27 protein-coding genes are annotated in these 22532 nt (G+C 54.6%); 11 read left to right on the top strand and 16 right to left on the bottom strand.

Annotation, left to right across the window (positions count from 1 at the left end):
• The 6 genes from wecB to ACXJJW_RS07145 form a co-directional block, all read right to left on the bottom strand.
• Window positions 1-1216 (bottom strand): non-hydrolyzing UDP-N-acetylglucosamine 2-epimerase (gene wecB / locus ACXJJW_RS07170; protein WP_456475055.1); only part of this gene is annotated, 1216 nt, incomplete at its 3' end.
• The gene (cobA, locus tag ACXJJW_RS07165; RefSeq protein ID WP_456475054.1) at window positions 1216-1935 is read right to left on the bottom strand and encodes a uroporphyrinogen-III C-methyltransferase; all 720 of its coding nucleotides are present in this window, start codon (window positions 1933-1935) and stop codon (window positions 1216-1218) included. The genes wecB and cobA, both read right to left, overlap by 1 nt.
• On the bottom strand, window positions 1935-2864 hold the full coding sequence (mch, locus tag ACXJJW_RS07160) for a methenyltetrahydromethanopterin cyclohydrolase (protein ID WP_456475056.1): 930 nt from the start codon (window positions 2862-2864) through the stop codon (window positions 1935-1937). The genes cobA and mch overlap by 1 nt, the downstream gene beginning before the upstream one ends.
• Before the next feature lie 59 nt (window positions 2865-2923).
• A complete protein-coding gene (locus ACXJJW_RS07155; protein ID WP_456475053.1) occupies window positions 2924-4396 on the bottom strand; it encodes an ATP-binding protein in 1473 nt (490 codons plus the stop codon).
• 86 nt (window positions 4397-4482) lie between these two features.
• Window positions 4483-5211, bottom strand: a complete 729-nt coding sequence (locus tag ACXJJW_RS07150) for a tRNA (adenine-N1)-methyltransferase (protein WP_456475052.1) — start codon at window positions 5209-5211, stop codon at window positions 4483-4485.
• Window positions 5208-5462 carry a TIGR00304 family membrane protein gene (locus ACXJJW_RS07145; RefSeq protein ID WP_456475051.1) on the bottom strand — a complete coding sequence of 85 codons (255 nt, stop codon included), beginning with the start codon at window positions 5460-5462 and terminating at the stop codon, window positions 5208-5210. Before ACXJJW_RS07145 ends, ACXJJW_RS07150 begins: the two co-directional genes overlap by 4 nt.
• A 72-nt stretch (window positions 5463-5534) precedes the next feature.
• On the opposite strand from ACXJJW_RS07145, the gene ACXJJW_RS07140 reads away from it, so the two are divergent.
• The 3 genes from ACXJJW_RS07140 to ACXJJW_RS07130 are packed head-to-tail and all read left to right on the top strand — an operon-like array spanning window position 5535 to window position 8368.
• On the top strand, window positions 5535-6398 hold the full coding sequence (locus ACXJJW_RS07140; protein ID WP_456475050.1) for a protein translocase subunit SecF: 864 nt from the start codon (window positions 5535-5537) through the stop codon (window positions 6396-6398).
• Complete coding sequence (locus tag ACXJJW_RS07135; RefSeq protein WP_456475049.1) at window positions 6395-7705, top strand: preprotein translocase subunit SecD family protein; 1311 nt, start codon at window positions 6395-6397, stop codon at window positions 7703-7705. Before ACXJJW_RS07140 ends, ACXJJW_RS07135 begins: the two co-directional genes overlap by 4 nt.
• A gap of 3 nt (window positions 7706-7708) precedes the next feature.
• Entirely contained in the window at window positions 7709-8368 is a 660-nt protein-coding gene (locus ACXJJW_RS07130) for a potassium channel family protein (RefSeq protein ID WP_456475048.1), read from the top strand.
• Window positions 8369-8371: 3 nt separating this feature from the next.
• Here ACXJJW_RS07130 and ACXJJW_RS07125 read toward each other — a convergent pair whose 3' ends face one another.
• The 7 genes from ACXJJW_RS07125 to larE all read right to left on the bottom strand — a co-directional run bounded on the left by ACXJJW_RS07125 (window position 8372) and on the right by larE (window position 13086).
• Window positions 8372-9736, bottom strand: a complete 1365-nt coding sequence (locus tag ACXJJW_RS07125) for a TrkH family potassium uptake protein (RefSeq protein ID WP_456475047.1) — start codon at window positions 9734-9736, stop codon at window positions 8372-8374.
• An 84-nt stretch (window positions 9737-9820) separates the two neighbouring features.
• Complete coding sequence (locus ACXJJW_RS07120; RefSeq protein WP_456475046.1) at window positions 9821-10489, bottom strand: RNA ligase partner protein; 669 nt, start codon at window positions 10487-10489, stop codon at window positions 9821-9823.
• A 39-nt stretch (window positions 10490-10528) separates the two neighbouring features.
• The gene (locus ACXJJW_RS07115; protein WP_456475045.1) at window positions 10529-11554 is read right to left on the bottom strand and encodes a class I SAM-dependent methyltransferase; all 1026 of its coding nucleotides are present in this window, start codon (window positions 11552-11554) and stop codon (window positions 10529-10531) included.
• The gene (locus tag ACXJJW_RS07110) at window positions 11551-11736 is read right to left on the bottom strand and encodes a hypothetical protein (protein WP_456475044.1); all 186 of its coding nucleotides are present in this window, start codon (window positions 11734-11736) and stop codon (window positions 11551-11553) included. Before ACXJJW_RS07110 ends, ACXJJW_RS07115 begins: the two co-directional genes overlap by 4 nt.
• On the bottom strand, window positions 11737-11904 hold the full coding sequence (locus ACXJJW_RS07105) for a hypothetical protein (protein ID WP_456475043.1): 168 nt from the start codon (window positions 11902-11904) through the stop codon (window positions 11737-11739). It lies immediately after the preceding gene.
• A 1-nt stretch (window position 11905) separates the two neighbouring features.
• Window positions 11906-12178 carry a DNA-binding protein Alba gene (gene albA / locus ACXJJW_RS07100; RefSeq protein WP_456475042.1) on the bottom strand — a complete coding sequence of 91 codons (273 nt, stop codon included), beginning with the start codon at window positions 12176-12178 and terminating at the stop codon, window positions 11906-11908.
• Between the two features lie 101 nt (window positions 12179-12279).
• Window positions 12280-13086, bottom strand: a complete 807-nt coding sequence (larE, locus tag ACXJJW_RS07095; RefSeq protein ID WP_456475041.1) for an ATP-dependent sacrificial sulfur transferase LarE — start codon at window positions 13084-13086, stop codon at window positions 12280-12282.
• 63 nt (window positions 13087-13149) lie between these two features.
• On the opposite strand from larE, the gene ACXJJW_RS07090 reads away from it, so the two are divergent.
• Together ACXJJW_RS07090 and ACXJJW_RS07085 are read left to right on the top strand one after the other, a co-directional pair.
• Complete coding sequence (locus ACXJJW_RS07090; RefSeq protein WP_456475040.1) at window positions 13150-14250, top strand: OBG GTPase family GTP-binding protein; 1101 nt, start codon at window positions 13150-13152, stop codon at window positions 14248-14250.
• The gene (locus ACXJJW_RS07085; RefSeq protein WP_456475039.1) at window positions 14251-14898 is read left to right on the top strand and encodes a LysE family transporter; all 648 of its coding nucleotides are present in this window, start codon (window positions 14251-14253) and stop codon (window positions 14896-14898) included. It begins immediately after the preceding gene.
• Between the two features lie 12 nt (window positions 14899-14910).
• Here ACXJJW_RS07085 and ACXJJW_RS07080 read toward each other — a convergent pair whose 3' ends face one another.
• Entirely contained in the window at window positions 14911-16107 is a 1197-nt protein-coding gene (locus ACXJJW_RS07080) for an HD domain-containing protein (protein WP_456475038.1), read from the bottom strand.
• Window positions 16108-16152: 45 nt separating this feature from the next.
• A complete protein-coding gene (locus tag ACXJJW_RS07075) occupies window positions 16153-16554 on the bottom strand; it encodes a secondary thiamine-phosphate synthase enzyme YjbQ (protein WP_456475037.1) in 402 nt (133 codons plus the stop codon).
• A 37-nt stretch (window positions 16555-16591) separates the two neighbouring features.
• On the opposite strand from ACXJJW_RS07075, the gene ACXJJW_RS07070 reads away from it, so the two are divergent.
• Window positions 16592-17752 carry a geranylgeranyl reductase family protein gene (locus tag ACXJJW_RS07070; RefSeq protein ID WP_456475036.1) on the top strand — a complete coding sequence of 387 codons (1161 nt, stop codon included), beginning with the start codon at window positions 16592-16594 and terminating at the stop codon, window positions 17750-17752.
• 453 nt (window positions 17753-18205) lie between these two features.
• The gene (locus ACXJJW_RS07065) at window positions 18206-18862 is read left to right on the top strand and encodes a serine protease family protein (RefSeq protein ID WP_456475035.1); all 657 of its coding nucleotides are present in this window, start codon (window positions 18206-18208) and stop codon (window positions 18860-18862) included.
• Between the two features lie 18 nt (window positions 18863-18880).
• On the opposite strand, the gene ACXJJW_RS07060 is transcribed toward ACXJJW_RS07065, so the two are convergent.
• Entirely contained in the window at window positions 18881-19246 is a 366-nt protein-coding gene (locus ACXJJW_RS07060; RefSeq protein ID WP_456475034.1) for a cupin domain-containing protein, read from the bottom strand.
• Window positions 19247-19286: 40 nt separating this feature from the next.
• Here ACXJJW_RS07060 and ACXJJW_RS07055 point away from each other — a divergent pair, with 40 nt between their 5' ends.
• From ACXJJW_RS07055 to ACXJJW_RS07040, 4 genes are read left to right on the top strand one after another with little or no spacing between them, the layout of a single operon-like run.
• Window positions 19287-20177 carry a branched-chain amino acid ABC transporter permease gene (locus ACXJJW_RS07055; protein ID WP_456475033.1) on the top strand — a complete coding sequence of 297 codons (891 nt, stop codon included), beginning with the start codon at window positions 19287-19289 and terminating at the stop codon, window positions 20175-20177.
• Window positions 20174-21070 carry a branched-chain amino acid ABC transporter permease gene (locus tag ACXJJW_RS07050; RefSeq protein WP_456475032.1) on the top strand — a complete coding sequence of 299 codons (897 nt, stop codon included), beginning with the start codon at window positions 20174-20176 and terminating at the stop codon, window positions 21068-21070. Before ACXJJW_RS07055 ends, ACXJJW_RS07050 begins: the two co-directional genes overlap by 4 nt.
• A complete protein-coding gene (locus ACXJJW_RS07045) occupies window positions 21067-21822 on the top strand; it encodes an ABC transporter ATP-binding protein (RefSeq protein ID WP_456475031.1) in 756 nt (251 codons plus the stop codon). Before ACXJJW_RS07050 ends, ACXJJW_RS07045 begins: the two co-directional genes overlap by 4 nt.
• Window positions 21815-22525: an ABC transporter ATP-binding protein gene (locus tag ACXJJW_RS07040; RefSeq protein ID WP_456475030.1), complete on the top strand. Its 711-nt coding sequence runs from the start codon at window positions 21815-21817 to the stop codon at window positions 22523-22525. The genes ACXJJW_RS07045 and ACXJJW_RS07040 overlap by 8 nt, the downstream gene beginning before the upstream one ends.
• Window positions 22526-22532: the final 7 nt, after the last annotated feature.

Here is a 22532-nt window from a genome sequence, read left to right as displayed (position 1 = left end):
CATCTATAACCCTGACAACCTGAAAAGGCAGCTCTGCAATTCGCTTCCCGGCCAGTGAGGCGTCGACGCTCATGAACTTGCGCCTCTTCTCGCTCAGCACCCGCGAGGGTGGGGCTATCTTCAGCTTGCCCTTCTCCTCCAGCGAGAGGAGCACATTCACAATTTTCCTGGCGGAGTCGCCTTCGCCGAAGGGGTTCTTTGCCGCCTTCATGGCGCTGTAAACGCGGGAATCGCCCAGCACCCGCGCGACGGCGTTGACTATCCCTGCCTTCTCAACTCCAGCGAGGATGTTGCCCCCCGCCTCGACGGTTTCCGGCCTCTCCGTAGAGGTCCGCAGGGTTATGCATGGCGTGTGGAGCACTATCGCCTCCTCCTGCACCCCGCCCGAGTCGGTGAGCACAAGCTTTGCCCTGTTCAGCAGCATCAGGAAGTCCAGGTAGCCCACAGGCGGAAGCAGGCGAAGCCTCCTCTCTGCCATCTCCAGCAGCCCAAACTCAGCCAGCCTCTTTTTCGTGCGGGGATGCACCGGGAATACCACCTCCTCCCCGAGCTCCAGAAGAGCCTCAACTATGCTGGTGAACCTCTCCTTGCTGTCCACATTCTCTGCGCGGTGCAGTGTAAGGAGCAGGAAATCCTCGGGCGCATCTGTCAGGATTCTGGATTTTTTCTTTGCCATCTCAAAATTCTGGAGGGTGGCGTCCACGATGGTATTTCCCACAATAAAAATCTTCTCTGGGGATATGCCCTCATTGATGAGATTGAGGGCTGCCCTCTCGGTGGGGGCAAAGAGCACATCGCTAGCGTGGTCGGCCAGAACCCGGTTGACCTCCTCCGGCATGGTGCGGTCAAAGCTTCTCAGCCCTGCCTCAACGTGGGCAAATGCAACATGGAGCTTCGCCGCGGCCAGGGCGGCGCTCAGCACAGAGTTGGTATCGCCCTCGGCGATAACCACTTCCGGCTCCTCCCTGAGGATTATCCCTTCCAGAGCCTCCAGCGCCCTCGCAGTCTGGTAGGCGTGGCTTCCTGAACCCACGTCCACATTGTACTCCGGCTTACGAAGCCCAAGCTCTTGAATAAAATTCCAGAACAGCTTGTTGTCGTAGTGCTGCCCGGTGGTGGCGAAGGCATAGGCTATGCCCTGCGAGTCGAACTCCCGCATTATGGGCGAGAGCTTTATCACCTCAGGGCGGGTGCTTGCCACGACCAGGGCACGCATTACCTCAGCGCCTCCCTGAGCCTTACCACCTCGCCTATAACAGTAATCGCAGGCGGCCTGAGCTTAGCTTCCTTTGCGCGTTCTATTATGTCAGCCAGCGTGCCCGTGATAACCCGCTGCTCGTCCAGAGTACCTTTCTCGATTATTGCCACCGGCGTCTCAGGGGCACGGGTTTTCCTGAACTCCTCTATTATGATGGGCAGGTTCTTCACGCCCATGAGTATAACCACCGTCTCAGCCTTGAGGGCGCTGTAGTCGAGGCGCTCCTCCTTTTTCTCTGCGAGATGACCTGTGGCGAGGGTGACACTTGAGGCGATGCCCCGATGGGTAACTGGTATGCCCGCCAGTGCAGGCACTGCAATGGCAGAGCTCACCCCAGGTACGACCTCCACAGCTATGCCATGCTTTCTCAATTCGAGGGCTTCTTCGCCCCCCCTCCCGAATACGAAGGGGTCGCCCCCCTTGAGGCGGACCACCAGCTTGCCCTCCTTTGCCTTCTTAACCAGCAGCTGATTTATCTCCTCCTGGGTAAGGGTGTGCTTGCCCGCCTGCTTGCCGACGTATATCAGCTCCGCCTCTGGCTTCGCATAAGCTAAAAGCTTCCTGCCTACGAGGCGGTCGTAGATTATCACATCCGCACTCTTAATCAGCCTCATACCCTTTACTGTTATCAGCTCCGGGTCTCCGGGACCCCCGCCCACGAGGTAAACCTTTTTCATTACCCTAACCCCAGACTCTTCTTCAGCACCTCCACGTTAACCTCACCGGCTGTTGTTAGCTTCTTCTCCTCAATGTCGTTAACCACTACCTTCGCAGGTGCGAAGATTGCGGGATTTATCCTGTAGAAGTCGTAGTTCGCCTCGCGAAATATCTCCTCGAAGGTCTTGCCGTACGCCGGCGACAGCGAAGAGGGAAGCTCCTCAGCGGGTATTCCCTCGCCCGCGAGGTAGACCTCTCCGCCGTAGATTATCATGTCGTTGGTAACCCCCATCATCCTGGCGTCGTTGCCGATAATGGGCGCCACCGGCGCAGTGCCGAAGGCCGAGTATATCTTTGTGGTGTCGCTGCCTATGTGCTGGGCCTTGTAAAGCGCCGTCTCCACAACGCGGGCAGATATCTGAACACTCCCTGCGAGCGAGGCTGTGCGCGCAATGAGGATGTAGAGGTTCTCTGTCTCAATCCCGCAGGCTTCGGCTATGCTGCGAACCACCTCCTCACCCGGGTATTTGCCCGCCTCCAGAGCAATTAAGGCCCTGTCACTCTCCTCCGAGTAGCCAAGCTTCTCATAGGTCTCCTTTGGCTTTTTCGCCGGGATTCTCGCAGGCCCTGAGCCCAGGGAAAAGAAGTCCTTGCCCTTGATGCTCCACCCTGCCTTCTGGGAGCCCAGGCAGGCTATAGCCGGCTTTCGCGTCTTCACCTCGACGCAGGGCAGAGTTAGCGAGCCGTAATCGCGCATGCTTAGCCTGACTTCCCCCAGGCCGCCCATGCATGCCTCTGCGAAAAGCACCCCTGCGGCAAAGCTTCCCTTCGCCTCAACTCCGCAGTCTATCAATGTTGCGCCACCAACTTCGGCGACACCTATCTCAAGCTCTTCCTGGTGGTGAATCATCTCCCTGGCAATCTCACAAGCTTTGTGGTTTAGATTCATAACTTTCACCTTCCATAAAAAAATCAGCGCTAGCTATATAAATTTTGGCTGGGCATGCCTCAGCACATTATGAGGAACAACCAGAGAGGGATAAAAACAATCCCGCCCTTAAAATCCAGCACATCTTTTGTTATAACAATCCCTACGCATTCTCCATGTTCCTTTAGGAACTGCTTTATACCCCCAAGCTCTCCTCTGCGTATCTCATTCCTGTACTTGCACTCTATGGCTACTGGTGTTCTGAATAGCTCAAAAACTATATCAACCTCCTTACCCTGTGGTGTTCTCCAGTAGAATAGCTCCGCTCTACTCCCGGGCTCTAAGTTAAATTTGAGTCTTCTGCAGTGGTCATCCATAAGAGTTTCAACAACCTTGCCGAGTTCAGTTGCGTCCCTCAGCAGTGATTCACTGAGTGCGCCTACAAGGGCATTTTTCAGTCCAACATTGCTCAGGTAAAACTTTTTCGCTTTCTTAATCCTAGATGCCCTGCTTCTAGAATAGAATTCGCTCCTGCTTAATAGAAACACCGATTCTAGATAATTCAGGTACTTTACCAAAGTATCCTTTTTTAGTCCCAATATACTGGATAGACCCGAGTAGTCAATCCGTTGAGAGGACAGGTCGGCTATCAAAACCACAAGCTTTTCCAGCGCTCTGGGATCACGGAGATTGAAGATTCTGACAATATCTTTGTATAGGGTAAGGTTTAGGTAAGTTCTGAGCTTTTCAGCACATTCCTCTAGAGATTCAATATCTAAAAGTCCAGGGTAACCGTCTTTGAGAAGATACGTTTGTAGATGAATTTTAATTTCATCCTCATAGGGTGCAAGGCTTAAGTAGGATTCTCTCAGGGCACTATAGAACAGGTTGGGATTAGACTTTCTGAGAGAATCAATAAAAGCGTCTCTAAGTGTCTTATTGGCCCTCTTAAAAATAGAATCCTTTTCGGGCATGTGATACCTCAAAAAATCCAGAAATTTCAGAGGGAGCATGATCTGAACACTTATCCTGCCAGCAAGGGATTCAGAACTTCCCTGTAGGATGTTTGCGCTTGAGGAGTCTGAGATTATGAATTTTATTGGATACTTCAGGTCATACCAGCCTTTGAGGATGCTGCTCCAGTTTTCAAGCTTGCAGACCTCATCGAGGAATACATATATCCGGTCACCAAGCCGGGAAATGGGCTCTTTTAGAACCTGACTGGAGTACACCTCGAGGATATTGTTCAATGGGGTATCCATAATAGTGGTGAGATACGGGTAGTCAAAGGAGACGTAAAGAATACGCTTGGGATTTACTTTTTTCTCATGTATAAGATGTTCAATCAACTGGTATATCATAGTTGTTTTTCCAACCTGTCTTGGTCCAACTATGGCAGTTATCTCCCCCTCACTCAACCTTTTATCCCTGATGACATAAAAATCACGCCTTTTAAATGGTTTTGTGAGGTTCTCCGGTACCCTATCCTTCTCCCACCAAGGGTTCTGGCGGTGGAGTAATTTTATAACTTTCTGTTCAATGTCAATCTGCATAATGACCATTATATGGGTTATGTTGATATATAAACTTAACCATTATGATGGTCATGTTGGTATATAATCAGTACCATTACAGTGGCTCAAAATTTCCTTCCGAAGGCCAGGTAGCCGGTATGCCCCAGCATCCTCGTCTTTGGGCGCGTCCCGATTTTTTTAATCTCTATCTCCCGCTCAAGAATCTCTATAACCCGTCTCTCTTTAAAGCCGGCCTCCTGCATCGCCTCGTAGGCCTTGCGTATCTGCTCTATGTAGGGGTTGTACACAGCAACAAAACCACCGTGGCGAAGCGCCTCATGGGCGTGAGGAATCGCCAGCCAGGGGTCGGGCATATCAAAAACCACGACGTCTACATCGCGCTCTTCAATTCCCTGGCGCACATCCCGGAGCTTCGCCTCAATTCGCTCCGCCACTCCCGCTTTGGCGAAGTTTTTAAGTGCAATCTCCAGGTGGTCCTCCCGTATCTCGTAGGTGTACACCCTGCCCTCGCTGCCGACGATGTGGGCGAGGTAGATTGAAAGCGCTCCGGTGCCTGTACCCGCCTCAACAACGCGTGATCCCGAGCCTATCCCGGTGTATGCGATTATCGGCCCTATCTCCTTCTTCAGTATTATACTCCCGGCGCGGGGGAGCTTGTGGTAGTAATCCACAACACTCGGCTCGAGGAGATAGAACTCGTGCCCCAGGTGTGAGCGCAGTGTATCCCCGGGCTTCGCTCCGGTGAGCTTCACCACCCCCAGGCTGGTGTGGAACTCCTCCACCTCATCGCTGAGGAGGTACTTCTTACCCCGCTTGTCTATGAGCAGCCTCAACTTGTACCGCCCCTGTAGAACAGGAAGTACACCACCAGGATGAGCGCCAGCGTCAGTAGGAGCACAGTTTTAATGCTCTGGGCATCACTCCCGAACACTATTGGGAAGGGTCCGATAAGCACAACGCCGCCTCCGCGCACCTCTGCCTTGCCCTCTCCGCCTCTGAAAACGCTGCTGAACATACCCGCGAATATGAGTATCATCCCTATGAATACCAGAATGAATCCCATGGTTATTAGCTCTTCCCTCATGCTACCCACCAAAGTTTTTTATACAACCATGTATTTAATCACTATGATTCCTTCTTATTCCGGAGGTCTAACATGTCAAAGCTTGATGAATTTCTTGCCATGGACATAAAGAAGTTCATGGTATTGCCAATCGCCATGCTTATCGCTGGCCTGGTGGTAGTCGTAGCTGGCTATACCTCAGGCACGCTCCCCATGAGCATAGACTTTAAGGGGGGCACGCTGCTTATTGCTCCCGCACAGGGCGACATGGAGGCCATGGTTGAGGAGCTTGCCTCGGAGCTAGGTTATGAGGTTAAAACCCGTGTGGTAAGCGACGCCTTTGGAAACAGGGAGCTGGAGATATTCATAAACCACGCGCTTAGCAGCCAGGAGATGAAGCAGGCAAGGGAGGTACTCTCGCGCTATGGAATCAGTGAGCAAAGCGTGGCCAGCGACATAATCTCGCCTTCCCTGGGCGAAGCCTTCTTCAGGCAGGCAATCTATGCCCTGTTCTTTGCCTTCGCCTTCATGGCGGTGACCATCTTCTTAAGATTCAGAACATTTGTGCCAAGCGTTGCGGTGGTGCTCTCTGCCTTCTCAGACATCGTGGTAACCCTTGCTATCATGTCTCTGCTCGGAATTGAGCTATCCAAGGGTTCACTTCTTGCGCTTCTCCTGCTTGTGGGCTACTCGGTGGATACAGACATACTGCTCACAACGCGCGTTCTTGTGCACAGGGAGGGCAACCTCGTGGCAAGATTAAAGCGGGCCATGGAAACAGGCTTAACCATGAGTGGGACCACCTTTATAGCCATGCTGGTGCTCTTCCTGGTCTCCTCATCAAAGGTGCTGGACGATGTTGCAATGGTGATAATGATAGGCATGCTTGTTGATATGATAAACACCTGGATTCAGAATGTGGGGATACTTCGCTGGTATGTGGAGCGGAAAGCATGAGCTACGAAGAGATATTCAGGATACGAAGGGTGCAGGTGCTTCTTGTCTTTGTGGCACTCTCACTGGTTATACTGGCGGTGAATGATCCACCCCTATCCTTGGGCTGGGATTTGAGCGGTGGCAGTGAACTCAAGGTGATGACTGAGGAGCCCCTGCCCTATGTAACCCCTGACGGCAGCGAAGTGACCATGGAGCTTGTCGTGGAGATAATGACAAAGCGTATGAATGGGCTTGGGATAAAGGATTTCTCAATTTCACCCTGGGGCAATCGGTATCTAATCATCGATTTCGCTGGCACCGATCCTGAGGAGGCAAGAGCCCTGGTGGAGAGACAGGGCAAGCTGGTGGTGAAGGTGGGCAACTACACCGCCTTCACAGGCAGCGAGCTTGTGCGAATCGCGCCCTACACTAAGAGTCTCAGCTCCGGAAAGTGGGAGGTGCCCTTTACCATAAGCGAAGAGGCAGCGCAGCGCTTCCGCGAGGTCGCAATTAAGGCGCTTCGTGATGCTGGAATAGACCCGGCGAGTGTCACCAACTTCGAAGCCCTCGCGCGGGACCCACGGGTACCCCTGGTGGAGATGTATCTGGATGACGTGGTGGTAAACAGCGCACCAATAGGCGGAAGCCTATGGCAGGAGTTTATAGTCACCGGCAAGGCTCCCCGCGACCTGGTGCTTGAGACAGGTGCTGACCCGGAGGCCGAGAATGAGGCCAGGAGTGTTGAGGTGGTGCTCCGTTCGGGTGCACTCCCAATAAAGCTTGAGGTGATATCAGTCTCAAGTGTGCCCCCCGAGCTGGGAATGCAGTTTGCAAAGAACGCAGCCATAGCAGGAATATTTGCGATTATCGCCATAGCCCTGGTTATATTCATCCGCTACCGTGCTTCTGGTATAGTGCTGCCGATAATAGGCATAGGTTTGAGTGAGGTTATAATAATCCTGGGCATCGCCTCGCTGATACGCTGGGACCTTGATCTTCCCGCAATAGCCGGAATAATAGCTGCTGTGGGCACGGGTGTTGATGACCAGATTGTCATAACCGACGAGGTGCTGATGCAGCGCACATACTCCATGCGCTCCCGCATAAAGCGGGCCTTCTTCATAATCTTCTCGGCGTGGTTCACCACGGTGGCGGCGATGGTGCCGCTCTTCATGATAGGTATGGCAGCCCTCAAGGGCTTCGCTTTAACCACCATAATGGGCGTAACCATAGGCGTTTTCATCACCCGCCCGGCCTTTGCGAGGATTGTGGAGCACATTTTCGGAAAAACTACAAAAGTCAAGAAGAAGAGGAAAAGGAAGAGGTAGAGTATGTACGTAATAATAGTTGGTGCCTCAAAGATAGGTGTCGCCCTCGCAAAGCTCCTCATAGAGGAGAAGAGCAACGTGGTTATAGTTGAGAAGGACGAGGCGAGGGCAAAGGATATAGCGGAGGAGATAGATGCTCTGGTAATCAACGGGAGCGGGACTGAGATAGATGTGCTCAAGGAGGAGGCGGGGGCTGAGAAGGCAGATGTTATCGTCAGTGCCACAAGCGACGATGCTGTGAATTTAATGGTGTGTGAGCTTGCGCGCATGCTGGGGATACAGCGCAGAATTACCCTGTCCCAGAATCCCAAGCACGAGGATATATTTAAGGAGGTCGGGGTGGAGCAGACAATCTATCCCAGCAGGACGATAGCCAAGTACATCCGGAATTTAATCCTCCGCCCCGGGGTAAAGAGTGTGCTCACCACAATGCACGACGCTGACATAATCGAGATTACAATACCTGAGGATGCGCTGGTGGTCGGTAAGGAGATTCGCGATATTGGCATGCCAGAAGGCTCGACGATAGCCGCGATTCACCGCAATGGTGAGCTGATAATACCGCGCGGCAGTACTGTGCTCAAGGCGGGTGACAGGCTTACAATTCTCGCCAAGGTGAGCGTCGTTGAGAAGGCTGCGAATTTGATGAAGGAGAAGCAGTGAGCTTTAGCTCTTTCTCAGCGCGGCGAAGAGCACAAGCACAGGGATGATCTCCAGCCTGCCTATCCACATGTGGAATATCATAACTGCCTTCTCTATGGTGTTGTAGTCTGTAAACACCACCAGCCCATTGTTGCCCTGCGCCGAGGATATCATGAACAGGGCGCTCATGAGGTCATGCCCCAGGAGTATGAAGATGAAGGTGCCAAGGGCGAGGAAAAAGAGGTAGAGCAGGGTAAAGAGGAGGGTGGAGAACACCTCCTTTTCGGTGAATATCTTGTCCTGGATTTTGAAGGGCATAACCCTTCTCCGGGGGGAGGTTATCTTGCGCACAAACCACTCTATTGATTTGAGAATTATGAGGAACCTTATCACCTTTATTCCGCTCGCCGTGGAGCCGTAGCCGCCACCGATGTTCATTAGAAGAAGAAGGTAGTACTTGGAAAGCTCGCTGAGGGAGGAGATGTCTATGCTTGTAAAGCCGGTTGTTGTGAGGGCAGAGATTGTTGTGAAGGCAGCGTCCACCGCCGGGATGCCGTCCAGGTAGAGGAAAAGGGAAGACACCGCAATTATGCCAAGAATCGCCTGAACCTCAATATTTGAGAAGAACTTCTTAAAGTTTCCCTCCATCCAGCGCTGGTGCAGGGCGAAGCTTATTCCTCCGAGGAGCATGAAGAGCATTGTGACCAGTTTTATCTGGGATGAAACTCCCATATAGCTGTCGTCATTGGGCGAGAAGCCGCCGGTGGAGAGTGCAGTGAGGGCATGGTTTACCGCCTCGAATACGCTTGCACCGCTGATGTAGAGCGCCAGAATCGCCGCGAGGGTGATGTAGGAGTAGATGTAGAATATCTTTCGCGCTGTTCGTGCCATGCTCGGCTCAAGGCGCTCACTTCTCGCTTCGGCGACGTAGAGCTTCGCAGCCACATTGGTGGGGGCAAAGATGGCGAGGAAGAGCACCACTATGCCCACGCCTCCAATCCACTCGGTTAGACTGCGCCAGAATATCACACTCCGTGGAAGCTGGCTGGGTGTGAAGACAGAGATTCCAGTGGTGGTGAAGCCCGCCATCGCCTCGAAGTAGGCATCCAGCAGCTCTGCCTTGGCGGCAAGCACATAGGGCATGCCCCCGAGCAGGGCGATTAGCAGCCAGCCCAGGGCAGAGATTACAAAGGCCAGGCGGAGGTCGAGCTCCTTTTTTGGCGCAGTTTTCTGGAGCACAAAACCTGCGAGAATGCTGAGAATGGCCGGGAAGAGGAAAGCCGGGGTGACGCTGTACTCCTTCAGCAGGACGCTTACAAGGCCGGGCAGGAGCAGCAGCAGCCCCATGCTCAGTGTTATTGTGCCGAGATAGTGAAGCACCGCCATCATGGTTAAAACCTCTTCTCATGCCGGGAAGTCCACCGCCATGGAAAACCAATAGGCTTTCTGTAATAAAACCCTTTGCAGCTTAATTCATCCTATGTGCTTCAGGTACTCCTCCAGCATCTTGGGGAAGCTCGCCCCCTCCACAAAGCGCAGCCCGAGACGTTCTGCCCACTTCTTAATGCCCTCGTCACCTGCAACGACGCCTGCGTCCATCTCCTTTGCGAGCAGGAGTACATCCAGGTCGGGGGCGCTGTCCAGGGTGCCGTAGCGCAATGCATTGCGGTACTTGGCGCGGAAGTCCTTGATGATGTAGCCGGTGGATTCGCGTTTTATTTTCTCCCTCTCCACATTCTTCATGGTGAGGTTAATCGCCTCGCTCGCACTCAGCCAGATGCTGCTTTCAGCTATCTTCATCCCGCGGTTCATGCGCTCCCGCATGTCCTTCACATACTCATAGAAGACCTCGGCGGGTATCTTCACCTCATAGCGGTTGGGTGTCTTCTTAACCAGCCAGGTGTCCACCTCCACAAAAAGCTCGCCGTCGCAGTCGTAGCGCTTCATGAACTGTATAAGCTCGTCGTAGACAGTGGGGAAGGGAATGTGGCAGGATATGTTGAGCTTTATGCGCGCCTCTGCAATCAGGGTGAGCATCCGCCTTATCGCCTCGCACAGCTTCTCACCATCGTAGCGAAGCTCAACGCTTGTCAGTGCAGTGGTGTCGAGCACAAAGCGCTGCTTTTCGCGAAGTTTTGTCATGATTATTTATTCCTCCCGGGGCATAAAAAGGCTTTCGGACTATTCCACAACCACATCGTAAACCACATGCCAGCGCTTCGGTGCATAGGACTTAACTATCCTGCGCTGTGCTATCCTCGCCCTGTACCCGAGCTCAGCGATGCGCTCAACCAGCGCCTCACCCTCTCTATCCAGTGCCTCCTTCGGCACCAGGGTGTGGTAGTGAAGCACGCCCTCTCCCCCCTTAAGTGCCTTCAGAGCCTTTGGCAGGAATCGCTGGGGTGAGAAGAAGTAGCCCATCAGCACGCGGTTGGCGAAGTTCTCAGGCGCAACCTCAAGGCAGTCTCCAAGCCTGGCTTCCATAATGCCCTCCAGGCGGTTGAGTGAGATGTTCTCCCTGAGAAACTCATACGTCTCAGGGCGCTTCTCTATGGCGAGCACCTTTCGCGGCGAGGCGTGCTTCGCGAGAGGTATGCTGAGCTGCCCTATGCCTGCGAACATGTCGAGAACAACCTCTCCTCGCGCTGGAAGCTGTGCCATGCGCTTGCGCTCCTCCATGTTACCCGCAGAAAACATCACCCTGCAGGGGTCGAGCCTGAAAATGCACCCGTGCTCGCGGTGCAGCGTCGTGGTATTGCTATCGCCGGCGATAACCTCGGCCTCTGGATGGCGCAGCTCATCGCCTATTCCACGTCTCGCCACCACGCTCCTCGCCCGGGGGTGAAAGCTGAGGAGAAATTCACCTATCTCACGGCGCAGCGGGTATAGCTCGGAGGGCAGGTTTATTATCAGCACATCTCCGATAAGCTCCCAGCCGCCGCGCAGCAGCTCAGCCTTCTCGCCTATCCGCTTCCTGAGCTCCCGCTTCATCTGCTCAAAACTCAGCGGAGGAGCGGCCAACTCCGGCGAAGCCTGCTCAACCAGCTTAAAGGGTACGGGCAGCGAGGGAGGAGCCTCCACCACAGGAATCTCAACCTCGTCGCCCTTAGCGATGATGCGCCGCCTCCTGTCCAGCAAACCGAGGCGCAGAAGGCAGCGCCTGGCAAGCTCAGCACGTCTGCGCTCCACAGAAACAGCAAGGTTCATGGCTTCAAAAAGCTCAGCACAGTGCGAATATCTGTGACCTCCACCGGGCCAAGGGCCTTCAACAAGCCGGGCTTTGCGCCCCTGCCCAGCCTCAGAACAACCTTCCCCTCGTGCACCACCTCTATGGCATATCCCTTCTCATCCAGCTCCTTCGCAAGCTCGCGCAGCTTTCCCAGGCTCATCTACACAAACTCCTGCAGAAAGCGCTTAAGTGCCTCGGGGTTGTGAATAACCACCTCAAAACTCTTGCCAGCCTTTGGCTTAAGCTCGAATATCCTCTCCTCTCCCAGGAGCACATTTACACTCATCCCTCGCCGCTCGATGAAATCGAGAAGGGAGGTAAGCTCCATTCTACTTCTCCAGCACAATCTCCAGTGAGGACAGCCTCACAGTGTTGCCGTCCTCTGTGGTCACCTCCTCGGTGCCTATTTTTATGTCCTTCACCTTCGCCTCGGGTATAAAGCGGTTCCTGACAATCTCTGCCACATCCACTGCACGCGAAATTGCGCGTCCCCTCGCCTTTATCACCACTTCCTTGGCATTTCTGGTAAACTGGGTGCTGACTGCGAGCACATAATTCATCGCTGGCTTGTTTCCCACGTAGACAACGTTGTCCTCCGTCATTTCTGAGACCTCCTTCTGTTTGTTATCTGCAAGCCACCTTGCGGGTGACGTATATTGACTATTGGGGCGAGGTGATATAAATTTTTTTCTTAAGAGCACAGCTACCGGCGACGGAGAACCTCGTCCATGCTTCCAGAGCGGTATCCCTCCAGGTCCAGGGTAACATAGGCAAAGCCGAGAGCCTTGAGGTGGGCAACTATCTCCCTGCGAAGCGAAAGCGCAAGGGCAATCTCCTCCTGCGGAAGCTCCACCCTTGCGAGATTGCCGTGCATGCGAATGCGCACATTCGTAAACCCGCGCTCAAAGAAGAATGCCTCGCCCTTCTCCACCTTTTCCAGCTTATCCCTGGTTATTCGCTCTCCGTAGGGTATCCTCGAAGCCAGACATGCCATCGCGGGTTTGTCCTTCACAGACAGCTTCAGCTGGGCTGCAATCTCCCGCACATCATCCTTGTCGAACCCAAGCTCCAGCAGAGGGCTCCTTATTCCGTGCTCCTTCAGCGCCTTCAACCCCGGACGGTGCTCCCTGGTATCGCCCACATTGGCCCCGTCTGCTATGACAGCGAAGCCCTCGCGCCTTGCTATCTCCTTAAGCGCAAGCGCAAGGCGGGAGCGGCAGTAGTAGCATCTGTTCTCCGGGTTGGCGGCGAAGCGCTCATCCTCAAGTTCGTCCTCCCTGATAACAAGGTGGCGGATGCCTATCTCGCGGGCCACGCGCTTTGCCAGGGAAAGCTCCCTCTTGGATAGTGTAGAGGACTCTGCTGTCACCGCCAGTGCCCTATCCCCGAGGGCGATGCGTGCCGCCGCGGCCACAACGCTGCTGTCAACGCCGCCGGAGAAGGCTATTACTGCGCTGCCGTGCTCGCGAAACCACCCCACAAGCCTCTCAAGCTTCTCATCACTGTGCATGGGATAAGCCTAAAGATTCCCATCGCGATTATTTTTCTAATGGGAAGCGTCCTTATTTAAGCGATGTCAAACGTCGAGGAGAAGATACGCGAGCTTGAGGAGGAGATTCGCCGCACGCCCTACAACAAGGCGACTCAGCACCACATAGGCAGGCTTAAGGCAAAGCTTGCACGCCTTCGCGAGGAGGCGGAGCGCCGCAGCGAAGCCAGGGGAGGAGGAAGGGGCTATGGGGTGCGCAAGAGCGGTGACGCCACAGTGGCGCTGGTGGGCTTTCCCAGCGTGGGCAAGTCAACACTCCTCAACGTCCTTACCAATGCAGAGAGCGAGGTGGGAAGCTACGACTTCACCACCCTGGATGTTATACCCGGGGTGCTTGAGTACCGCGGTGCGAAGATTCAGCTCCTCGACGTCCCTGGCTTGATACGCGGCGCTTCCCGGGGAAGGGGTCGCGGGCGTGAAGTGCTCTCTGTGGTGAGGAGCGCTGATCTGGTTCTCCTTCTCATAGATGTATTCAACATTGAGCAGTACCGCATCCTCGTCAGGGAGCTTAACGATGCGGGCATTCGCCTGGACGCGGCGCCGCCCAGGGTGAAGATAACCCGGAAATCGCAGGGCGGAATAAAGGTGAACTCCACCGTCCCGCTGAAAAGCATAACAGAGGGGACAATAAAGGCGATACTCAGCGAGTACAGGGTGCACAATGCCGACGTGGTGATACATGAGGATTTAGATGAGGAGCGCTTTATAGACGCCATCGCCGGCAACCGCATCTACCTCCCCTCTCTGGTGGTTCTGAACAAGATAGACCTGGTCAGCGAAGACTACCTCAGGGAGGTAGCCGCAAGGCTCGGCAGGGAGTTTGTGGCAATCTCCGCAGGCAGGGGTATTGGCATAGAGGAACTCAAGGAGAGGATATTCTCAAGGCTGGACTTTATACGCATCTACATGAAGCCGCAGCGCGGCGAGGCAGACCTGGAGGAGCCCCTCATAATGAGACGCGGCACAAGCGTTGCCGAGGTGTGCACAAAGCTGCACCGCGATTTCATTGAGAGGTTCAGGTATGCCATGGTCTGGGGCAAAAGTGTGCGCTTCCCGGGGCAGCGCGTGGGCCTTGAGCACGTGCTGGAGGATGAGGATGTGCTGACAATAGTGGTGAGGAAGTAGATGCTCGAGATAACCCAAAACCTGCTTTCCAGCATGGACAGCGCTACCCTTGGCTTCTTTCTGGTTGCCACTGTTGTGATCTCCCTCTCAGGCGTGCTCATGCCAGGCCCTGTGCTGGCGGTGAGCATAGCCAAGGGGCATGGCGACAGGTTTGCGGGGGCAAAGATATCCCTGGGACATGCGCTGCTTGAGGTGCCCCTGATACTCCTCATCTATGCGGGCATCGCCTCGGTGATTGAGGGCACCCCGCTGAGGGTGCTCTCCCTCATCGGAGGTGCCCTGCTCATCTACATGGGTATAGGCATGCTCCGGATGCGCAGGGAGGTCGCCGCTAAAGGTAAGGACCTGCCCTACAGCGCCACCTTCGCTGGCTTTGCAACCAGCTTTGCAAACCCCTACTTCTACCTCTGGTGGCTCACAGTGGGTGCTCTGCTTGTGGCCAAGGCTTCGAGCTTTGGCATCCTTGGGCTGGTGCTGTTCATACTCCTCCACGAGGCGTGTGATTTCGCGTGGTACACCTCTGTCTCCATGGCAGCGAATGCTTCAAAACAGCTGCTCAGCGTGAGGGTGCATGAGCTTATCTTCACCCTTCTCGGAGGCATGCTGCTGTTCTTCGGCGCTTGGTTTTTCAGCACTGGCTTGGGGTAGTGCTGCACCGCCTCAGCCCACATAGCTCTCCAGATTGGCCGCCACCCTCCTTACCCTCTCCAGATACCTCCTGGGGGTGTATATCCCCAGGCTCCAGTGGCTCTTCTGGGCCACCCTCAGCACACTCACAAGGGGCGATATATCCTGGATGCGCTTTATCTCGCCCTCCTCGGCGATAAGAGCCTCAAGCTCCCGGTAGCTCGGTTCAGGGGGCACGTCGAGAAGCACATACCCGTACTCAATACCCGCATCCTCTGCAAGCTCTGCCTCTATCCGTGAAAGTCTCTTGACATCCTGGCGCAGTGCAAGCACGCGCTCCCGCAGTGCCGGCTTCAGCTCACCCCAAGCCTTCACCAGAGCCTTCTTGAAAAGTCTGCGCTGGTCAAAGCGCTCTCCAATATCGCCCACATAGCCTTGAGCAGAGCGGAAAAAGCTCATCACCTCGTAGTCGTCCATCTTTATCAGCTTCCTGAACTCTAGATCCCCCTGCTCTATGGCCACCTCCGTGGCCTTTAAAAACATTGCATCTGCTATGCGCGAGGCATGGTGGAGGTAGACCGTGGGTATCATTAAGAATCTCGCCACCAGCAAGCCCTCGACTGCGCGCAGTCCGCGCTCATTAACCACCAGCAGGTTGTCCCTGATTTCTATGGTGTTTATCAGCCTGTCCAGGTCTATTATCCCATACCCCACGCCTGTGTGGTGGGCATCCCTCACCAGGTAGTCCATTCTGTCTATGTCAAACTCCCCGCTTACCATCCTGCTCAGGTAGCCAGCGTCGCCCGAGATAATCTCAACTATCTGCTCCGGGTCGAGCCCTGAATCTGTGAGCACCTCTGCAATGCTCGAACTCTTTATGGTCTCAGCGCTTATGCTCTCATGCGAGGTGTTCAGATAGCGCGCCAGAAGCTCCTCACTGGTATGGGACAGCGGCCCGTGCCCCAGGTCGTGGAGCAGCGAGGCCATGCGCACAAGCACCGCCTCCTCCCCGTCCAGCTCCAGTCTCAAAGCAAGCCTCCCTGCCAGGTGGAGCGCACCCAGGGAGTGCTCAAAGCGCGTGTGGTTGGCGCTGGGATAGACCAGGTAGGTCATCCCCAGCTGCTTTATCCTGCGCAGCCTCTGAAACTCCGGCGTATCTACAATCCTGAGCTCGGGCTCTGTGAGGAAGATATCCCCATGAATCGGGTCGCGTATGACCTTTGCTGACATACCACTCAGATATAACTCCTCTTCACCCTTTTTAAAGCTTCCCGGCTAAATTTTCGCAACACTGACAAGAAAGCTCCTCTGCCTGGGTCCGTCTAACTCGGCAAAGAGTATGCGCTGCCATGTTCCCAGCGCAGGGCGTGCCTCAACCACTGGGATGCTCACACTGCTACCCAGAAGCATACTGCGCAGATGTGCATGGGCGTTGCTGTCTATTCTGTCGTGGGCATAGCCGGCGCGTGCAGGTACCAGCTTTTCAAGGAGCGCGAGGTAGTCCCTTAGCAGGCCGCCTTCAGCCTCATTTATGAATATCGCTGTTGTGGTATGCCTGGTATAGACGTTGACGAGACCCTGCTCCACCTTTGCCTCCCTGACCGCCCCGGCAACCTCGCCGGTTATGTCTATCAGCTCCACCCTCTTGCCGGTTTTTATTGTATACCTTTTGATCATCGAAGGAAATTTATTCAGGGAAGTATTAAGCCTTTCCATGCTCTATGACATCGCCGTGGTGGGTGCGGGCGTGGCAGGGACGTGCGCAGCCTATGCCGCGGCAAAATGCGGGCTGAGTGTTGTGCTCCTCGAGAAAGAGGCGCTGCCCAGGTACAAGCTGTGCGGCGGGGCAGTGACGCGCAAGACTGTGGAGCTCCTCGCCGGTGAGGGGATAAATCTCCCTGCGGGAATCTTCCACAAAATCAGGAAGGTCAGGGTGAGAATCCCGGGGGCTGAGAGGGAGATGTACCTCCCGGAGGGTGAGCTCCTCACCACCTACCGCGATGTCCTGGACTACGCACTGGCAAAGGAGGCAGAAAGCGCAGGTGCCGAGCTCAGAGATGCCACGCGGGTTAAGGGGCTCACGCTCAGGCATGAGGAGTGCCTTCTTGAAACAGGGCAGGGTGAGGTGAGGTCGCGCTTTGTGATAGGCTGCGACGGCGTGAGCAGTGCTGTGAGGAGGCACGCCCTTGGCTGGAGCTTTCCAGCGCACGAGGTGGGTGTTGCTGCGGAGTATGAGATTCCCGGCCTGAGCCTGGATGCCATGGAGCTTCACTTCGGGCATGCGAGCTTCTCCTATGCATGGGCATTCCCGAAGCGTGAGGGCGCCACCGTGGGAGTTGCAGAGCTCGCATCTAGGCTGGAGGGAAGCATAGCCCTGCGCCTGAAGGATTTTGCCTCAACGCTCCCCTATCTGGATGCCTCAGCGCTTCCCGCACCTAAGGCTCACCTCATACCCATGGGCGGAATAAGGCGCAGGGTTGCCACTCCGCGAATTGCCCTTGCTGGCGATGCCGCCGGCTTCGTGGACCCCCTCTCGGGTGAGGGCACCTACTACGCCGCCCTCTCGGGTATTAAGGCGGCACAGCTGGCGGGCGAGGTGCTGGAGGGCAGGGTAAAGAGCCTCGAAAGCTATCAGCGCTTCTGCGACACCGAAATTCTGCCGGATTTGAGGGCGTTGCTCTACCTCGGGAGGCTATTCTACTTCAGCATGGACTTCTCCTACCACCTATTCCACAACAGCGATGTGCTTCTAAGTGTCATCTCCGCCCTCGGTAAGGGCGAGCCAAAGCCCCGGGAGATACTCAGACGTGCCATTGCCTTCAGCCTCAGGAGTTTCCCGGGCTATGTGGTGAGGAGGATTTTTGGGCGGGCGTAACCTTAGGTATTGAAGATTGTTACAATAACAAAACGTAACTAAATCGAAATATTTCGGTTTATTTGAAGAAAACTTCAAAGAAAAGTATAAATGTATAAATCTTATTTAGCTGTTAGTACAATCCTCTAAGGAGGGTGGAAAATGAAGATGTGGATAATTACCTTAATCTTCCTGTTGCCACTAATTGCCTCAACGCACGCTGCCACAATTTCTGGTTACATAGCTGACCCAACACTTCGCTATTCACGGCAAGATAACTGAGCTATACAGAGATTGTGAAGGCAACTTCAGGTTTGCTGGAGAGTATAAGACACATAATAAATCCAGAGAGGAGAGTAATTTCTCAGGTATAATAACTGAAAATGAGGTTATGATATTTTTAGAAGGTAGGACGTACTCGATACCTTCCAAAATAAAAATTAAGGAGAAATCGAAAAACGAGGAGGAAGAATAATGACCTCCGCTGTAGCTGAGCTTCTTAAACCTGACAGAAAGAGGGTTGTCGCCGCTTTAACTTTTCCGGGGTTGATTGAGCTTTCAGGGTACCTCTGGCTTCACCTGCTCGTGCCACCTGATGCGATGATTGCCCCGGCGCCCAAGCTTCCTCTCATAACTCTGGTGGTGTCCTATCTCCTTAGTGCAGTCATCTACTACCCTTTCGTCTGCTCTGGGGTTGTGCTTTTAGAATACCGCTGGAGGAGGGAGAGGATTCCCGCCGGGCTGAAAAAGCTGGCTGTTGCAGGCATTATTCTGCTTAACCCTCTGTCACTGAGGATCATAGTATTTCTGCCGTTCATAATCCTCAGTCTGTTTACACCGGCTCAGGGGCTGTACGTGGAAGAAGTAATCCCGGGGGCACCAGCTGCCGAATTTGATAATAAATTTCTGGAAGGCAGGACGATATACATGCTTAACGAAACTGAAGTTAAAACTATTGATGATGCCAGAAAATTTCTCGCATCAGCTAAGGATGGGGATCTGGTGGTTATTACCACCAGGGATGCCAGCAGTGGTTCTCTGTTTCTGAGAAAATGCAATAGTATAGGGATAAATGATATTTGTATAGGGATTAAAGTGAAAGACGGCACAGGAGCCGAAGCAGTACTTTAGAAAATGATGAAGGAAGAATTACATCAGCTCCGTATCCTCATGCGAGTAGGGCGGAGAAGAGGCGCAGAGTATAATGAGCTCTTCCTTACCCGTGTTCACCACGTAATGCCTCGCCCCCGCCGGGATGTGCACCACATCCCCCACCCTCACTGCGGCTTTCTCACCATCGATGTGCATCTCACCCCTGCCGCTGAGGATGTAGTAAACCTCCTCGCTCTTGCGGTGGAAGTGCTCCCTTGTTGCCTCTCCGACCCCTACCACCGCCTCCGCAATACTGAGCTTCTCCACTGGGGAGTTGTCAGGATGCAGAAGCTCGCGGACCTCTGAGCCGTCCTTTGTGATAAAGGCTTCAACTCTGCTGCGGTTCCTTACCAGCACAGGCATCGCAAAACCTTTTATAAATCCTTAAAGATAAACCTACCCGATGGTCAATGCCGAGCAGCTTCTGGTCAACATCCTTATTACTGGCAGCCTCTATGCACTGATGGCAGTGGGTCTGACAATGGTCTACCGCATCCTGCGCTTTGCCAATTTTGCCCATGCGGAGCTCATAACCTTTGGCGCCTACGTTGCCTACACCCTGAATCAGCTGGGCTTCGGCCTTTACCCCTCCATGCTACTGGCACTTCTCGCCTCGGGTGCCCTGGGAATAGCCTTCGATTCGGCTGTTTTCAAGCCCCTACGCAACCGGGGTGCGGACACCATCTCACTTATGGTCGCCTCCATAGGTGCGGGTTTGATAGTGCGGCATGTGCTTCAGGAAACCTACGGCGCTCAGATACTTTCCTACAGATTCGCCCTTAAGAGCTATGAGGTATTCGGTGCCAGGATTTCACAGGTTCAGATAGGAATAATCCTTGCCGCTGTGGTTGCAATACTCGTGTTTCACCTCATCCTCACCCGCACGAGGCTGGGCAAGGCCATGCGAGCCACAAGCGACAATCCCACCCTCGCAATGGCGAGCGGCATACCCGTGGACAGGGTGGTCCTCGCCACCTGGTTTCTGGGCGGGGGCATCGCGGGGGTGGCGGGCGTATTCCGCGCCGCCGATACAAGGCTGATACCCACGCTGGGCTGGGAGGTTCTCCTGCCCGTTTTTGCTGTGGTTCTGCTCGGCGGTATTGGAAGCTTCTACGGAGCGATAATCGCGGCGTATGTAATCGCCTTTGCAGAGAATGTGGGTGTGCTCATCCTCGCCTCTCTCGGCCTGCACACCGGATACCGCCCGGCTATCGCATTCTTCATCCTGATACTCGTGCTGATATTCCGCCCGCAGGGCATACTTGGCGTCAGGCTTGGGGGTGAGCGCGAATGAGCACCTTTCTGAGCTATTTCGTCGACACCTTAATATTCATCAACATCTTCACAATCCTGGCGCTGAGCCTCAATCTGGAGGTCGGCGTCACACGCCTGATGAACTTCGGCAAGGTTGCCTTCTTCGCCATAGGCGCCTACTCCTCTGCGCTGGTCACCCTCGCTGGCTACCCCTTCTGGCTGGGCCTGGCATGCGGCATAGTTATCGCAGGCATAACCGGCTTTCTGGTCTCAATCCCGGCGCTCAGGCTGCGGGAGGACTACCTTGCAATAGCCACCATAGCCTTCGGGGAGATAATACGCATCTTTCTGCTCAATGAACGCTGGCTCACCAACGGCCCCATAGGGCTGCGCGGAATACCCAGGCCCATGAGGGATATCGTCCCCATGGACTACCAGACCTTCTACCTCCTCTTCTCCTTTGCCTTCCTTGTTGCCATCTACCTGTTCCTGCACAGGGTAACCTCATCGCCCTTCGGCAGGGTGCTCAAGGCCATCCGCGAGGATGAACTTGTGGCCCAGGCCCTGGGCAAAAACACCTTCCGCTTTAAGGCACAGGCCTTTGTGCTCGGCTCAAGCATAGCAGGCATCGCGGGTTCTCTCTTTGCCCACTACCTCACCTTCATAAGCCCCGACATGTTTATGCCCACAGTGACCTTTGCGGTGTGGACGATGGTCGTGGTTGGCGGGAGGGGCAATGCCCTGGGCATCGTTGCAGGGGCGGCGCTCATTCAGTTCATGGAGCGCACAACGCGGATAATGAAGGACGTGGCGGACATAGGGATTGAGCCAACCAATCTGCGCATGATTCTCCTCGGCCTGCTTCTCATCCTCTTCATAATGTATCGCCCCCAGGGGATATTCAGGGAGAAGAAGTACGAGGTGGCGAGATGAGCCTTCTGGAGCTGAGAGAGGTCACAAAAAGCTTCGGCGGTGTGGTGGCACTTAACCGCGTTACCATGGAGGTTGAGGAGGGTGAGATAACAGCCCTGCTGGGCCCCAATGGCTCCGGCAAGAGCACACTGATTAATGTGGTTTCAGGCGTTTATCCTCCCGACAGCGGCAGTGTATTCTTCTCCGGAAGTGAGATAACAGCCCGCCCGCCCCATGAGATAGCAAACCTGGGTATAATAAGAACCTTCCAGGTGCCCCGGGTTTTCAGGAACCTCAGCGTCATAGAGAATATGCTTGTTGCAGCGCGGGAACAGCAGGGGGAGAGCCTGGCAAATACCTTTTTCAGGTGGGGCGATGTGAAGGCGCAGGTGGAGAGGAACCTGACAAAAGCCCTGGAGATTCTTGAATTTCTCGAGATAGAGCACATGAAGAACGAATATGCGGGCAACCTCTCTGGAGGGCAGCAGAAGCTCCTCGCCATCGGAAGAGCGCTGATGGCAGAGCCGAGGTTTCTTCTGCTCGACGAACCCGTCGCGGGTGTTGCGCCGCCGCTGGCCAGAAAGATATTTGAGAAGATTCTGGAGCTTCGCAGCAGGGGGCTGAGCTTCCTGATAATAGAGCACAATGTGGATGTGCTCATGGACTTCGCGGACTATGTGTATGTGCTCCACCGCGGCGAAATCGTCGCCAGGGGCAAACCCGAGGAGATTCTGGAGTCGAAGCGGGTGCTGGAGGTGTACTTCGGTGAGTAGTGTGCTTCTTGCGAGGGAGGTGAGCTCTGGCTACAACCGGCTTAAGATTGTGGATAAGGTGAGCCTGAGGGTTGAGGACAGGGAGATAGTGGTTATCCTGGGCCCCAATGGCTCCGGCAAGAGCACACTGCTGAAAACCATCTTCGGCCTCCTGTCTCTGATGGAGGGCAGCATAACCTTTCTGGGCAGGGTTCTGGACACACCAAAGCCCCACCAGCTTGTAAAGCTGGGCATGGCGTATGTGCCCCAGGTGGATAACATATTCCCCAGCCTGAGCGTCATGGAGAATCTGGAGATGGGAGCCTACCTTAGCAGTGATGCGGAGGAGGCGATTTCCAGGGCGTTTGCCCTCTTCCCGGAGCTTGAGGACAAGGCCTCGCTGACGGCAATCAACCTGAGCGGCGGGGAGAGGCAGATGCTCGCCCTGGCGAGGGCGCTGATGCTCGAGCCGAAGCTCCTCCTCCTCGACGAGCCCAGTGCAGGCCTTGCCCCGACGCTGGTGACGCGCATAATGGAAAAGATCAAGGAGATTCGGGAGAGCGGCGTTGCTGTGCTGCTGGTGGAGCAGAATGTGAAGAGCGCCCTTAAAATCGCCGACCGGGGATATATCCTCGCCGGCGGGCGAAAGGTCTTTGAGGGGAGCGCCGAGGAGATAATGAGCCACAAGGATATAGGCAAGATATACTTCGGGAGGAAGAGGTAGTTTATCA

The sequence above is a fragment of the Candidatus Pyrohabitans sp. genome (genome assembly GCF_054014795.1).
The sequence above is the reverse complement of the archived record's forward strand: the minus strand, read 5'-3'. Positions and strand labels throughout refer to the sequence as shown.